Annotated in this window: 6 protein-coding genes and 3 pseudogenes; 6 read left to right on the top strand and 3 right to left on the bottom strand. The window is 37.1% G+C overall.

What is annotated here, in order from left to right:
- Positions 1 to 7: 7 nt before the first annotated feature.
- From BMF77_RS17375 to BMF77_RS17360, 4 genes and pseudogenes are all read left to right on the top strand, one after another.
- Positions 8 to 6,403, top strand: coding sequence for a non-ribosomal peptide synthetase (locus BMF77_RS17375; protein ID WP_148764548.1), 6,396 nt, complete (start codon positions 8 to 10; stop codon positions 6,401 to 6,403).
- Positions 6,400 to 10,254, top strand: a complete 3,855-nt coding sequence (locus BMF77_RS17370; protein WP_148764546.1) for a non-ribosomal peptide synthetase — start codon at positions 6,400 to 6,402, stop codon at positions 10,252 to 10,254. The genes BMF77_RS17375 and BMF77_RS17370 overlap by 4 nt, the downstream gene beginning before the upstream one ends.
- 197 nt (positions 10,255 to 10,451) lie before the next feature.
- Positions 10,452 to 10,862 (top strand): annotated as a pseudogene (locus BMF77_RS17365) (IS4 family transposase); the annotation flags it as partial.
- Between the two features lie 553 nt (positions 10,863 to 11,415).
- Positions 11,416 to 11,786 (top strand): annotated as a pseudogene (locus BMF77_RS17360) (reverse transcriptase N-terminal domain-containing protein); the annotation flags it as partial.
- On the opposite strand, the pseudogene BMF77_RS17355 reads toward BMF77_RS17360, so the two are convergent.
- Positions 11,782 to 12,051 (bottom strand): annotated as a pseudogene (locus BMF77_RS17355) (ISAzo13 family transposase); the annotation flags it as partial. The pseudogenes BMF77_RS17360 and BMF77_RS17355 sit on opposite strands and share 5 nt — an antisense overlap.
- A gap of 158 nt (positions 12,052 to 12,209) precedes the next feature.
- On the opposite strand from BMF77_RS17355, the gene BMF77_RS17350 reads away from it, so the two are divergent.
- Positions 12,210 to 12,467, top strand: a complete 258-nt coding sequence (locus BMF77_RS17350; protein WP_148764544.1) for a hypothetical protein — start codon at positions 12,210 to 12,212, stop codon at positions 12,465 to 12,467.
- A gap of 282 nt (positions 12,468 to 12,749) precedes the next feature.
- On the top strand, positions 12,750 to 13,010 hold the full coding sequence (locus BMF77_RS29040; protein ID WP_371735637.1) for a PIN domain-containing protein: 261 nt from the start codon (positions 12,750 to 12,752) through the stop codon (positions 13,008 to 13,010).
- Between the two features lie 16 nt (positions 13,011 to 13,026).
- On the opposite strand, the gene BMF77_RS17340 is transcribed toward BMF77_RS29040, so the two are convergent.
- Complete coding sequence (locus tag BMF77_RS17340; protein ID WP_210422216.1) at positions 13,027 to 13,596, bottom strand: hypothetical protein; 570 nt, start codon at positions 13,594 to 13,596, stop codon at positions 13,027 to 13,029.
- A gap of 328 nt (positions 13,597 to 13,924) precedes the next feature.
- A complete protein-coding gene (locus BMF77_RS17330) occupies positions 13,925 to 15,613 on the bottom strand; it encodes an IS1634 family transposase (protein WP_148764540.1) in 1,689 nt (562 codons plus the stop codon).
- Positions 15,614 to 15,884 lie beyond the last annotated feature (271 nt).

Below are 15,884 nucleotides of genomic sequence, written 5' to 3'. Positions count from 1 at the left end.
AACGACAATGTTAGTTGAAAAATCTCAGAAAAACAAAAACGTAGAGTCAATTTATCCTCTCTCCCCCATGCAACAGGGGATGCTCTTTCATAGTATTTATGCTCCAGACTCAGGAGTTTATTGCAATCAAACGCTAATCACTATCTGTACAGACATTAACGTTATTGCTTTTAAACGAGCTTGGGAACAAGTCGTAGAACGCTACTCGGTGTTGCGGACTCTTTTTCTCTGGGAGAAGCGTCAACAACCTCTACAAGTAGTGCGAAAGCAGGTGGATTTACCTTGGAACTATCAAGATTGGCGAAACCTTTCCTCCATAGAGCAACAACAGCGTCTAGATTCTTTACTGCAAACAGAATATCAAGAAGGGTTTCAACTTAATCAAGCACCTTTGATGCGCTGTACATTAATTCGGCTATCTGATCAAAGCTATAAATTTCTTTGGAATTGGCATCATATCCTGTTAGATGGTTGGTGCTTACCCATAATTTATAAAGAAGTTTTAACCTTCTATACTGCTTACTCTCAAGGTCAAAACTGCTATCTTCCTTCTCCTCGTCCTTATCAAGACTACATTATTTGGTTACAGCAGCAAGACTTATCTGTTGCGGAAATGTTTTGGCGGCGCACCCTTAAGGGCTTCACTGCTCCTACCCCACTAGTGGTAGACCGACCCCAGCTTAGTAACTCTGGAGTACAACCAACTTATCAAGAACAGGAATTGTATTTATCCCGCGCTACCACTAAAGGATTGCAATCTTTGGGTTTGCAATATGGTCTGACTTTATCAACTTTGATCCAAGCAGCCTGGGCTATTCTCCTCAGTCGCTACAGTGGAGAGTCTGAAGTTTTATTTGGTGTCACAGTTTCCGGTCGTCCTGCCAGTTTGCCGATGGTAGAAAACATGGTGGGGTTGTTTATTAATACCTTACCACTGCGAGTATCCACTCCCAAATCAGAATTAATTATACCTTGGCTACAACAATTGCAACAAAAGCAAGCAGAACTTCAGGAGTACGCTTATAGTACTCTGGCGGAAGTACAAAACATGAGTGATGTACCACCAGGAGTTCCGTTATTTGAAAGCTTGGTAGTGTTTGAGAACTATCCTATGGATAGCTTGTCAGAGGAGCCAAATCAATTATTGCCAGTCAGCAAGGTGGAGAATTTTGAACAGACAAACTATCCTTTGACCGTAGCAGCAATACCCAAACAAGAGTTGCTCATAAAATTTAGTTACGATACTAGTCGTTTTACAGGCGACACAATTGTGCGGATGGCTGGTCATTTGCAGACCTTATTAACAGCGATTGTTGCTAATCCCCAGCAGCAGATAGCTGAACTACCGTTATTGACACAAGCAGAACGACATCAGTTATTGGTAGAGTGGAACGATACTCAGACTGACTATCCTTTAGATAAATGTATCCATCAACTATTTGAAGAACAAGTAGAACGCAACCCCAATGCAGTTGCAGTGATTTTTGAAGGTCAACAATTAACCTATCAACAATTAAATCAAAAAGCCAATCAATTAGCTCACTATTTGCGAACAAAAGGTGTAGAACCAGAAGTATTGGTGGGAATTTTTGTTGAGCGTTCAATAGAGATGCTAATCGGACTACTGGGAATTTTAAAGGCAGGGGGAGCTTATTTGCCTTTAGACCCTAGTTATCCGAGCGATCGCTTAATTTATATGCTCACTGATGCGGCAGTGTCAATTTTACTAACTCAGCAGTCTCTAGTAGACTCTTTAGAAGCAAATTCAGCCGAGGTGGTGTGTTTAGACCGTGATTGGCACATCATTGCTAATTATAGTCAACACAACCCCGTCAACTTGGTGAAAGCGGAAAATTTGGCTTATGTGATTTATACCTCTGGTTCTACAGGTAAGCCAAAGGGAGTGATGAATATCCATAAAGGTATTTGCAATAATTTATTGCGAACAATTGATACTTATCCGCTTATCGCAGGTGATTGCATCCTGCATATAGGTGTTTTAAGTTTTGATGTTTCAGTCTGGGAAATCTTCTCGTCTTTAACATCTGGCACTACTTTAGTAGTGGCTAAACCCGAAGGTCACAAAGATATAGCTTACCTGATTAATTTAATTGCTCAACAACAAGTCACTCAAGCATCTTTTGTTCCCTCAATGTTGCGAATTTTTCTGCAACAACCAAACTTAGAAAGTTGTCGTTATTTAAAGCGAGTCTTTAGTGGTGGAGAAGCACTATCTTATGAATTGACTCAACGATTCTTTGAGCGATTGGACTGTGAATTACATAATCTTTACGGGCCAACGGAAACAGCAGTTTATGCCACTTACTGGCAATGTCAGCCACAATCTAATTACCAGGTAATTCCCATTGGTCGCCCCATTGCCAATACCCAAATTTATATTCTTGATCCTCATCTACAACCATCTGGAATTGGCATTGCTGGAGAATTACATATTGGGGGTGTACAATTAGCTAGAGGCTACCTCAACCAGCCAGAATTAACTAATGAAAGATTCATTTCTAATCCTTTTGGTGAAGGTAAATTATATAAAACTGGGGATTTAGCTCGTTATCTAAGTGATGGAAATATAGAATATCTTGGTCGCATCGATCATCAAGTTAAACTACGAGGTTTACGTATTGAGTTAGGAGAAATAGAATTCCTTTTAGACACTCATCCCCAAGTAGAACAAACAGTTGTAGTTCTGCAAGCAGATACTTCTGAAAACCAACGCTTAGTAGCTTATGTAGTTAGAAAAAACTCATCATTGACTCCTAGCGAACTGCGTCGCTTCCTACAGCAGAAATTGCCAGCTTACATGATACCTTCAGCTTTTGTAGTCTTGTCAGAATTACCATTAAATCCTAATGGCAAGATAGACCGTCGAAAATTGCCTCAACCAGATGAAACATCGATAGTAGAATTACCATATTTACCTCCCCGCAATTCCTCAGAAAGGATTTTAGTAAGCATTTGGCAGCAAGTTCTGCAAGTATCAAAGGTGGGAGTGAATGACAACTTCTTTGATTTAGGAGGACACAGCCTTAAAGCAATTGCTCTAGTCAATCAGATTCAAGAAAAATTGGGTCTTTCTTTTCAAATCAAACAAGTATTTTTGCATCCGACAATAGCAGAACAAGCAGAGTTATTAACTGCTAGTACGCCTATTAATGTTCAGGTAATTCCCCATTTATCTAAGCAAGAAAATTATGAAACATCTCATGCACAAAAACGTTTCTTTGTGTTGCAACAGATGGATCTAAACAATGTGGCTTATCATATTGTGTCTACACTCAAAATAAAAGGAAATTTTGACCCTGATGCCTTTGAAAAAGCAATGCAAGTTTTGATTGCTCGCCATGAAACATTGCGGACATCGTTTGTATTAATCAACGGTGAACCGAGGCAAAAGGTACTTGCACATAGTCCTTTTCATGTGGGATTTCAAGATTGGAGCAATCAACCTCATGCTGAAAGCCACATCCTAGAAATTATTAAACAATCCCAAGAACCTTTCGATTTAGAAAATAGCCCACTTTTACGAGCTAATATTTATAAGCTCCCAGAGCAACAATATATTCTGTGCATGGAAATCCATCATATTATTTGTGATGGCTGGTCGATGGATTTATTAGCTAAAGAATGCTTAAAATATTACAATTACTTTGTTAAAGGCTTACAGCCAAATCCAGATAAATTGTCTATACAATACAAAGATTATGCAGCATGGCAAGCTAATATTTTACGCAGTGATGAGTATAGAAAAAACTTAGATTACTGGCGGCAAAAACTTGATAATGGGCAAATACCCCGCATTCACTTACCTACAGATTTTCAACGACCTTCTATTAAGACTTTCAATGGTTCACATTTAAGCTGGACATTCAAACCAGAAATAGTCTGTGGGTTGCGAGGGATTTGTCAACAAACAGAAAGCACTTTGTTTATGGCACTATTAACAGCAGTAAAAGTATTACTGTATCGCTACAGTGGTCAACACGATATTTCCATTGGTACAGAAATTGCCACTCGCAACCATCCTCAACTGCAATCTTTAATCGGTTTATTTCTGAATACACTAGTTCTGCGTGACCAAATAGAGCCAGAACAAGGTTATAAAAATTTGCTTGCACAAGTTCGTCAAACTGTTACCGAAGCATTTGAACACGCTGATTACCCGTTTGATATTTTGGTAGAAGAACTAGCAATTTCTAAAGAGATTAACCGTACACCATTGTTTGATGTGTTATTACTTCTACAAAATTTTGGTCAACCTATAGCTATAGAAGAATTACAAATCAAATCCCTAAATTCACTAACTCCTACCAGTAAATTTGACCTGTCTTTTGTATTTATTGAGCAAAACGAGCAACTCAGGTTAGATTTAATTTACAATACAGATTTATTCCAAGCAGAGAGGATGCAAAAATGTCTGAGCCATTTCGATAAGTTGCTTACCGAAATGCTAAACAATCCTAGCCAACCAATCTGTAAAATTTCTCTTTTATCTCCAACAGAAACCGCTTTTTTTGAAAGTTTTATTCAACCAATTCCTCGCTTAGAAAGACGCACAGTAATCCATGATTTTATCGAGCAAGTAAGAGCTTTACCAGACAAAACATCTATTATTTATTCTCAGGGAGAATTAAGCTATCTGGAATTAGATACACTTACTAACTCTTGGGCTAACATCTTTAAATATTTAGGCATTCAAAAGGATAATATTTGTGGCGTAATTCTTGAAGGAGATTATCGTCAAGTATTAGCAATGTTAGCGGTATTTAAGGCTGGGGGAATTTATTTACCTCTGCGTTTGGATGAACCAGAAGAACGCTCTTTACGCATGATGAGCAAAACATCCCCCACTATGATAGTAGTCGATTCCGAGAATTTAGATATTATCAAACCTCGATTAGCATTATTACCAAAACCACCTCAAATATTAGTGATAAATGCCCATGAAATTCAGCAATACTATCAATGGGATGGCACAAATTATCAATGCTTGCTTGTAGAAGCAAATCATGATAAAAAAGTTCTAACTATGCCTGACGCAGATGATTCTAACTATATTATGTTTACTTCTGGATCAACAGGTGAACCCAAAGCTATACTTGGTAGTCACGGCAGTTTGCGTCACTTCATCAATTGGGAAAAATTAGAATTTGGAATTAATTCTAATTGGCGCTGTCTCCAAATCGCACAAATTAATTTTGATGCTTATCTTAGGGAAACTCTTGTAACTTTATGTTCTGGAGGAACTCTTTATATTCCTGATAGCACAGACCGCGAAGATTTAGAAAAGTTATTACTGCGGTTAGGAGAATGGCAGATTAACTTACTGCACACTGTTCCTTCGGTGATGCGCCTATTTTTAAAGATTGGTCGCAATTTAACCAATGCTGATCAATTACTCAAGAATTTACGAGTTTTGGTATTGGGAGGAGAACCTTTATTTGTCAAAGAACTCGGTGAATGGCATCAAGTTTTTGGTTCTCAGACAGAATTTGTCAATATTTATGGTGCAAGTGAAACCACCTTTGTCAAACATTTTCATCGGATTCCTGATCCGAATAAAATTACTTATGCCAGAGTTCCTGGAGGTAGAACACTGCCAGAGGCGGCATTTGCAGTGATTGATGGGACTCGTCCTTGTGCTGTAGGAGAAGTGGGAGAAATTTTCGTCAAGTCACCTTATTTAACAAAAGGCTATTACCAAGACCAAAGATTAACCAATTCTGTTTTTATACCCAATCCTTTGAATCATGGGGCTGATATAGTTTATTGCACAGGAGACTTGGGACGACTGCTACCGGATTTAACGGTGGAAGTGATAGGACGCAGTGATAAGCAAGTGAAGTTGAATGGAGTACGGATTGAGTTGGGAGAAATTGAAGATGCACTAGCTGCTATTGATGGTGTAGAAAAAGCACTGGTAATTGCTGAGGAAAAAGAAGAATTAGTGACAGTTATTGCATATTATCAAGCAGAGAATGCTATAAATCATCAACATATTAGCAGCCAATTAAAACAAGTTTTACCGATTTATATGCAGCCAAATTATTTGATGCAGTTGGCAGATTTTCCGTTATTACCAAATGGCAAAATCAATCGTCTAGGACTACCAAAAGCAGAAGCAAATATTGCTCAAACAAGTCATCAAATTACTAGCTTTAATCCACAAGAAGCTTTATTAGCCTCCATTTGGACTGAATTATTGGAGGTAGAGGTGAGTGATACTAATCAGTCATTTTTTGAGCTAGGAGGAAATAGTTTAAAGGCCATGCGCTTAGTGTCGCACATACGTAACCAATTCGGAGTTGCATTGCGATTGCGAGAAATTTTTACTCAAAACACTTTAAAAGCACAAGCTGATTTGATTCAATTACGACAAGAAAAATGATAAATTCACTACCGAATCAACAATATTATGAAGTATCCCACGCTCAAAGGCGGATGTGGATTCTGCACCATATAAGTGAATATTCTAGTGCTTACAATATTAGGTTGGCAATGAGAATTAATGGCAGCTTAGATATTGCCGCATTCACAGCAGCTTTTCAACAAATTGTAAACCGCCATGAAATTTTGCGTACTACTTTTACAAATATCGCAGGTAGCATTCAGCAAATTGTACATGAAGAAGTGCCTAAAGAACAGTTAGTAGTATTTAGAGATTTAAGAGAACAAAAGGATGCTGAAACAATAGCTGATAGCTTGATTCAAGAATCAGCAGACTCGCGTTTTGATTTAGAGAAATTACCTTTGATGCGAGTTTTGTTAGTGCAGATAAAGCCAGAGGAATTTTTGTTTGGTTTGACTATACACCATATTATTGGGGATGCGCGATCGCTCGACATCATTTTTCAAGAGTTCGTCACTTTATACTCTGCTTGCACGCAACAAAAAACTGCCGCTTTACCTGCACTACCATTGCAATATAAGGATTATACAGCATGGCAAAATCAGTGGTTAGAAAGTGAGGAGGCAAAAGAACAATGTAATTATTGGTGCGATCGCTTTGCTGGAGAACCACCCATACTCAACTTACCCACCGACTTTCCTAGACCACAATTTAAATCTTCTCAAGCTAGTATATATACTTATAATTTTAGTCAGAGTCTAAGCGAAAAATTACGCTCTTTTGCTGCTGGGAATCATACAACTTTATTTATTACCCTCTTAACTTTATTTAAAATATTACTCCATCGCTACACCGGACAGCATGATTTAGTCATTGGTATACCTATTTCTGGACGTAATCATCCAGACCTAGAAAATCAAATTGGCTTTTATGTTAACACTCTAGCTTTAAGAACTTTACTCCCAAAAGTGGGAACTTTTCAACAAGCATTGGCAGAAGTGACAAATACTTGTCTTGATGCTTATGAGTATAATGAATATCCTTTTGATAAATTAGTATCTGCCCTTGATTTAGAACATGATTTAACACGAAATCCTTTATTTGATGTGATGTTTTCACTGCTTAGTAAAGACAGTAAAGCAGTGATAAAAATTCCTGGGATTGAACATCAAGCATACCCACTAAAACCTCGAACTGCTCAATTCGATTTGAGTTGGAGTTTATTTGAAGATACCAACGATTTAAGATTGGTTATAGAATACGAACCGGATCTATTTCGAGAAGAGACGATCGCTAGAATGAGCGGTCACTTTTTACAAATTATTCAGGCAGTAGTCGAGAATCCTAATTGCCAATTGTCACAAATCAATTTACTAACTCCTGAAGAACTTTATCAGTTACTAATAGAATGGAATAACACAGAAGTCGCATATCCTCAAGATAAATGTATCCATGACCTATTTGAAGAACAAGTAGAACGCAACCCCAATGCAGTTGCAGTGATTTTTGAAGGTCAACAATTAACCTATCAACAATTAAATCAAAAAGCCAATCAATTAGCTCACTATTTGCGAACAAAAGGTGTAGAACCAGAAGTATTGGTGGGAATTTTTGTTGAGCGTTCAATAGAGATGCTAATCGGACTACTGGGAATTTTAAAGGCAGGGGGAGCTTATGTGCCTTTAGACCCTAGTTATCCGAATGATCGCTTAATTTATATGCTAACTGATGCGGCAGTGTCAATTTTACTAACCCAGCAGTCTCTAGTATACTCTTTACAAGCAAATTCAGCCGAGGTGGTGTGTTTAGACCGTGATTGGCACATCATTGCTAATTATAGTCAACACAATCCCGTCAAATTGGTGAAAGCGGAAAATTTGGCTTATGTGATTTATACCTCTGGTTCTACAGGTAAGCCAAAGGGAGTGATGAATATCCATAAAGGTATTTGCAATAATTTATTGCGAACAATTGATACTTATCCGCTTATCGCAGGTGATTGCATCCTGCATATAGGTGTTTTAAGTTTTGATGTTTCAGTCTGGGAGATATTTTGGTCTTTAACATCTGGCACTACTCTAGTAGTGGCTAAACCTGAAGGTCATAAAGATATCGCTTACTTGATTAATTTGATTGCTCAACAACAAGTCACTCAAGCATCTTTTGTTCCCTCAATGTTGCGAATTTTTCTGCAACAACCAAACTTAGAAAGTTGTCGTTATTTAAAGCGAGTCTTTAGTGGTGGAGAAGCACTATCTTATGAATTGACTCAACGATTCTTTGAGCGATTGGACTGTGAATTACATAATCTTTACGGGCCAACGGAAACAGCAGTTGATGCTACTTGCTGGCAATGTCAGCCAGATTCTAACTGTCGAATAATTCCCATTGGTCGCCCGATAGCTAATACTCAAACTTACATCCTCGATCAATATTTGCAACCAGTTCCCATTGGCATTGCTGGAGAATTACATATTGGAGGTGTCTCTTTAGCTAGAGGCTACCTCAATCAACCAGAATTAACTAATGAAAAATTCATTTCTAATCCCTTTGGTGAAGGAAAATTATATAAAACTGGAGATTTAGCTCGTTACCTAAGTGATGGAAATATAGAATATCTTGGTCGCATCGATCATCAAGTCAAACTACGAGGTTTACGTATTGAGTTAGGAGAAATTGAATTTCTTTTAGATACTCATCCCCAAGTAGAACAAACAGTTGTCATTCTGCAAGCAAATACTTCTGAAAACCAACGCTTAGTAGCTTATGTAGTTAGAAAAAACTCATCATTGACTCCTAGCGAACTGCGTCGCTTCCTACAGCATAAATTGCCAGCTTACATGATACCTTCAGCTTTTGTAGTCTTGTCAGAATTACCATTAAATCCTAATGGCAAGATAGACCGTCGAAAATTGCCTCAACCAGATGAAACATCGATAGTAGAATTACCATATTTACCTCCCCGCAATTCCTCAGAAAGGATTTTAGTAAGCATTTGGCAGCAAGTTCTGCAAGTATCAAAGGTGGGAGTGAATGATAACTTCTTTGATTTAGGTGGTCACTCATTACAAGCCATGAATTTGATGGCATTAATTTATCAAGAACTAGAAATTGAAATTCCTTTATCGATGATTTATGAAAAACCAACAGTAGCAGAATTGAGTAAATATATCATCTACGCTAAAGAGATGAATATCCAACCTAAAGAACGTCCTTATATAGTTTTTAATCAAGCACGAGAAAAAGCAGTTTTTATATTTCCGCCAGCTCTTGGTTTTGCCGCAGCTTACGCAAATTTAGCTGATTATTTAACAGATTATGCTATATATACTTTCAGATATATAGCCGATGAAGCAACTTTAGAAAAATATGCAGAATTGATAGACGACATAGAACCAAATCAAGACTTAAAATTGATGGGACATTCAGCAGGTGGTTTTTTGGCAATGTTGATGGCTCAAAAGTTAGAAAGTCGCGATCGCGTGGTTTCTGATGTGATTTTAATAGATACTTATCGAGGCGGTCGTGAAGCTCAACAAGCTGAAATGTCAGAAATTATAGAAGGCGTTGATACTTTCTTGTTAAATCCCAAACGTCAGGAATTGAGGCGTTACTTTATGGAGAATCAAAAATTACGCGATCTCACCTACAATCAAGTCTGGGAATACTTTAATTTTCTCTGGTATTCCGATTTAAAAAATGTGCAAATTAATGGCAATATTCATCTCATCCGTGCTGAAGGCAACTACGATTATGAAGATGATTGGATACAAGCTACAAGGGGACAACGAATCAATTATTATGCCCATGGTGTCCACCGAGAGATAATCGATCCCCCCTATCTCAATCAAAACGCCACTATTATTAATGCGATTCTTAGTCAGAATTGAGAATCTGAAAATTTAGAATAAGCTGTTACGCAGCTAAACTGAATAAACAGCATTACCTTTATTTTTAACTTTGCGCTCCCATTTACAGCACTTCCCGTTGTTATGAGGTACAGTAACAACAATTAGGTGATTTCTGAAAAAGAAATTACCAGCTAAAGAGGTTGAATAAAGATGTCCCATTTGGGTAAAAGTGGATTTCGCTGCAATCTAGATGTTTAGAAGCTTTGGCTACTGCTCTACCAATTCCGATTAAATTTGAAAGTAGGAAAAGAAAAATACAGAGATTTCTATCTTTACCAAACCTAACAATTGAGAAAATCTGGTTTCCGATTGTAAAAACATTTTTAGAAACATATTTGAAGGATGAAGAATTAATTTATGTAGTGATGGATAGGACGGCTTGGGGACGCATAAATTTATTCATGATTAGTATAGTTTGGGATCAAAGGGCATTTCCTGTATATTTTGAGTTATTGCCAAAGTTAGGTAGCAGTAACTTTGAGGAGCAATCACGAATATTGAAGAAAATTTTACCCATTTTTAATAACTATAAAATCTGCGTATTAGGTGATAGAGAATTTTGTTCTATAAAACTAGTAAATTGGTTAAGTGCGATTCGTTGTTAGCTGAATCACGGTATCCAGCCCGTACATAAGCTAACCAACCCAATCCAATCATGGAAAAAGGTTGAACTCTCGGTCTGATATGGGTGAAAGCCCCATTTACCAGACTCAGGTATGACTCCCTACCTGCCCACACTGACCAGACTCGGTATCTGGAGGGTGAAGCTGGAAGGCGCAATCAGACATCCGTTGTGGGGTGACACTTGGCGTTAACGGGGAGTTCCCACGGTGAAACACCAGCCTAGAAAAGCAACCTAATGTTAAGCAGGACACAACAACAAAACCTGACTTCACTGGAGATTAATTCCCGCCGCATCTTCTTATAATAGCGGCAAGAGTCTAGGGAATCCAGTGGTTGAATTGGCTACACCTAACGGAACTAACAATCAACCGAGGGAACGAATAAAAACGGGTTGAGGGTCTAAGGGCGGATTCGTTCCCTATAAGTAGGCTGGACGAGCAGCGGAACTCCCTCAATTCGGGTAGGACAGACCGTAATTGGTCTGAGGTGTTCAGAATACACAAATGGTCGCAGAGCATGATTAGACACAGAGACAACTAAGCGTGAATCCTGGAAGAAGTTACCTTGGAAGAAATTCCGCCGTGACTTATTCCGCCTACAAAAACGAGTGTACAAAGCGGTTCAAGTTGGCGACAAGCGCAAAGCTAAGTCCCTACAAAAACTGATTCTGAAGTCTACCGCAGCAAGATTACTGGCTATCCGTCAAGTAACACAGCTAAATGCACAGGAAAAAGACAGCGGGAATAGACGGTAAAACCGCGCTCTCATTCGAGCAAAGGTTTCAACTGAGTGAAAAACTCAGAACCGAATGTAACGACTGGAAACACCAGGGATTACGCGAAATACCCATCTCCAAAAAGGATGGTAAAACCCGAATTCTCAAGCTTGAGTATTAATCTGCTTGACTTGTTCAAAAATGGCTTCTGTTTCGGGAATTTTCTTGATAGGTTTAGTTTTCAGGACTCTCTTTAAGGTATAGCCTAAATCATTCAATTTTCGGCGAATTGTTTCAGATGTTGGTAGTTCTTCCTCCGTGTAACCATATTGTGCAATTAGTTGACGACGGACTTCACTTGCTGTCATGCGTGTATATAACTTTGTACTCTTAAAACTGGGGTCTGTTTGACTTTGTGGATCTACTAAGGATTTCATATACTACGTTATTAAAGATGGTTGCTGGTCATTGGAGGAGAGCTTTAAGGACAGAATGAGTGAGCTTGCAATGATATTAGGTGAGTGCGAGAGATGCAATTATTGGATGAGCAGATTAAAATATAGTTAGCTAAGGTTGGTTTTACTTTATAGGTTTTATGACTCCAGTTATTTTGCAAAAGCTTAATCCTATCGTTCTTGAAAAACTCAAATATCTTGCTCAAAGTCATCAACGGACTTTAGAAGAAGAAATCACATCTATTCTTGAAGATGTCACGGAAAATACACCTATAATTACGCCTGAAAATAGGGGCTGGTTTCCTGGTTTTTTTGAGGAAGTTATTGGTGGATGGGAAGGAGAACCACTGGTTAGGGAGCATCAAGCAGAAGCGCAGGAGAGAGATTTTTTGTTATGACATATTTACTTGATACTAATGTTTGCATCAAGTTGCTTAATAATAGCAATCAGTTAGTTGTTCAAAAATTGTCAGAACAAAGCCCTGAGAATATTAATTTGTCTACAGTAGTTGCATTTGAACTTTTTTATGGAGCTTTTTGTAGCCAAAAAATAGAGAGTAAGTAGAACGGCTTGAATAATTCAAAGTTTGTAGTGAGGAATTTATTCCTCATTTGAGGGCTGAAGCCCTTACTACGAAATCATCTCCAGATTTTTTACATTACTTAATCTACTTTGATTTATTTTCGTCTACTTACTTAATATCAAGAAATCAGAGCGTTTTCTGAGTCAGTTTAGAATTCTTAGTTTTGATAAAGATGCAGCAAAAGTTTGTGCTTATATTCGTTCTGATTTGAAGAAAAAGGGAACACCAATAGGAGTTTATGATTTACAAATTGCTGCAATCGCTATTGCTAATAATTTAGTTTTGGTGACTCATAATGTGGGAGAGTTTAGCCGAATAGAAGAGTTACAATATGAGGATTGGGAGATGGAGTTATGAAATTATAGGGATTTGTTCAAGATTTAGAACTTAAATTAAATCCCGGTTCTAAACAAACAGGAATTGCTTTATTATTTAAATACCTAACACCTACATCTATAACGAAAATTCCTAGCATTTGGAATATTATAAACATAATAAACCAAGATTTCAACCCACCGCGGATGCTAGTAAGAATCCCCACAATTTTAGATAAATCATTGATTTTATTTCTGCTTTCTGCAAGTTGTTCCCAGTTTTCATCATCGTTTTGTTGATAAACCTCTAATGCTTTGACTCTGCTCATCAATGAAGAATCTTCCCAAAAAAGCATTTTTTCGACTTGTTGCATTTTGGCAGAGTTTTCCCTAACTTGAACTTCTAATCTAATTAATGTTTCAATTGATTGTCGGTCAACAATGGGATTTTCAGTTAAAGATTTCACCAGAAACTCTAACTCATCAGTAGAATGTCTTCCCGCCCCTGATTTGATAGCTTCGGGAATAGCCCTGAGTAATATGCCGTTTCTCTCATTAGATGCTTTAAGTTTTTCCTCTAGATTTTTTCTTTCAGTAATATCAACAGCTTGATTGACAATAAAACCCACATTCCGCACCCCAAAATGTTACAGAGGGAAATTACGGAGATGAAAATCAAAGGGAGCATCAAAACAAACAGATAAAGTGAAAAAAGGCATTTGAGAAACAGTAAATCACCAAAAATGTCATCAAAATCTATTCTCAATAAGAAGCAATAAGAATGCACACCACCTGGAGAGGTCAATAGATAAGTGAAAGAAGATATTCAAGAAACAATTATAAGTTAGACTAATCAATTAAAGTAAAAAACGAAATTATAGACATAGTAAAATGGAGCTATAAATCAAAGAGATTAGCTCATCTTTACAAGAGAAATTAAATTGATAGAGATGATAATTAGCTGACTAATTGATAGTAACGTAAACAATCATCTGGTAAAAGACTCAAGATAAAATCTCTGTCCTTATTCCAATTAGAAATATGTTTCTCCTGATTGAGTGTAACCAAATGAATACACTGAAAGCATTGAAAAATCCAGCGTAAAGTAGGACGATTAGTTGCTTTGCCTAATTGATTTTTAATTGTTGATTTAGACTCCAAAAGAGCATTTCTAATATGACGTTGAGCCAAAGTATAAACCAGTAGACATAAACCCATAATCATTCCCAAAGACTCTATTCTCTCAGGACTTTTGAGGAAAATACTGTCGGCAAAAAATAATGGGTCTTTGAGAAAAACAAACCCCCTCTCACATGACTGCTGGGCTTTATATTCACTTAGCATAGAATCATTGCTTAGTTCCTGTGAATCTAAAACATTTGTCGCAATAATAAAACGTCCCGCACTCAGCAATTCTGTATTAATTTTACTTTCATCCTGGGAGACTGTAGCTGATATTTGGTAAGATATTTCTTCTGGAGAATCTTTTGTCTTAGATTCGATTTGAGTAACAATACTTACGTTAATTTGGTGATATTTGAATTGTTTTGATAATTTTGATAATGCCTTGATAGCATCTGCAACACATGCAAATCTCTCTTGTGATAACTTTTTCAAATCTTGCACAGCTTTTGATTCTGCTTTGGTAATTTTTTGTGTGAGCTTATGCAGGTCTGATTCTTTTCTTTCTTGACTTTGCACTACTAACCATCTTTGTTCTATCCCTGCATAATTTTGGATTTTTGATGCTAATTTATATCCTGGTATTGTACTATCAATAAATTCTGATTCTGCTAATGTTGATATTAATGTTTTTGCTGCTTTTATGCTTAATGGTACTCGACATAACCAACGTAATTCTGACATCATTTTCAGGTTTGATTCTGTATATAAAGCAGCGTCAGCAACCATGAGACTATTAACTTCTAATTGTTTTTGATATTCTACTGCTATTTGACCAAAACATGATGAATCTGCTTGATTTCCCGATGCTAGTTTTAAAAATATTGGGATGTCTCCATCTCCTGAACATATCATTTCTATGATGAATTGTTTTAAATCTGGTCTATGGTCACGGGAATAACCGTAGGTGATGGTTATTTCTTTTGGTGATTTTACTGCTAATTCTTCTAATTCTTGGTTATTTCCTACTTTTTGACTCTCAAATATTACGAATGGTAAGCTAGTGTTATACTGCCCATGCACGTGCATTGATGATGAGTCTAGATGTGATGTTGATAGTGATACTCCAAATTTTTGAGCAGCTTTTAAGGCTATGATAAAAAAGATTGTATCTAAGCCTTTTATAAACAGTTTATCCATGACTCTCCCCAATTTATCGTCGTTAAGATATTCTGGTTTTACTCCTGTTCCTATTAGATGCTCACAGGCGATTGTTTCAAAATATTGGGGAAACATATATAACGGTTTGGAGACAAATCCTAACCCGTTTATTATCATGGCTTTTACCACTTGACCTGCATTTACTTTTTCGTCTTTTTCGACTCCTATTAATTCATTTATTATTTCTACTATTCCGATTGAATCTATGATTCCTGCTACTATCCCTAGATGGTCTATGTTCTCAATTTCTATTTCTTGAGGTTTTAATTTCACAACAGTTTCCTCTAATACTTCTGTTGTCATCAATTATTTCTTATTTGGTTATCAATTCATTTTTTTCTTTTGTTACCAAGTTTCACTTTATCACACCACGTCCCTTTTAATGCTACTTATTCTCATTAAGCATCTTAATTTTTGAATTGACTTTAGTTATTATGTACTACTTTAAGGGCTTTTTTGATCTGTGACAGTTTGGGGTGCGGAATGTGGGTTATAGCTCCATTTTACTATGTCTATAATTTCGTTTTTTACTTTAATTGATTAGTCTAACTTATAATCGTTTCTTGAATATCTT

Origin of the sequence: Dolichospermum sp. UHCC 0315A (assembly GCF_008121535.1) — a bacterium.
Taxonomy (GTDB): domain Bacteria; phylum Cyanobacteriota; class Cyanobacteriia; order Cyanobacteriales; family Nostocaceae; genus Dolichospermum; species Dolichospermum lemmermannii.
The sequence above is the reverse complement of the archived record's forward strand: the minus strand, read 5'-3'. Positions and strand labels throughout refer to the sequence as shown.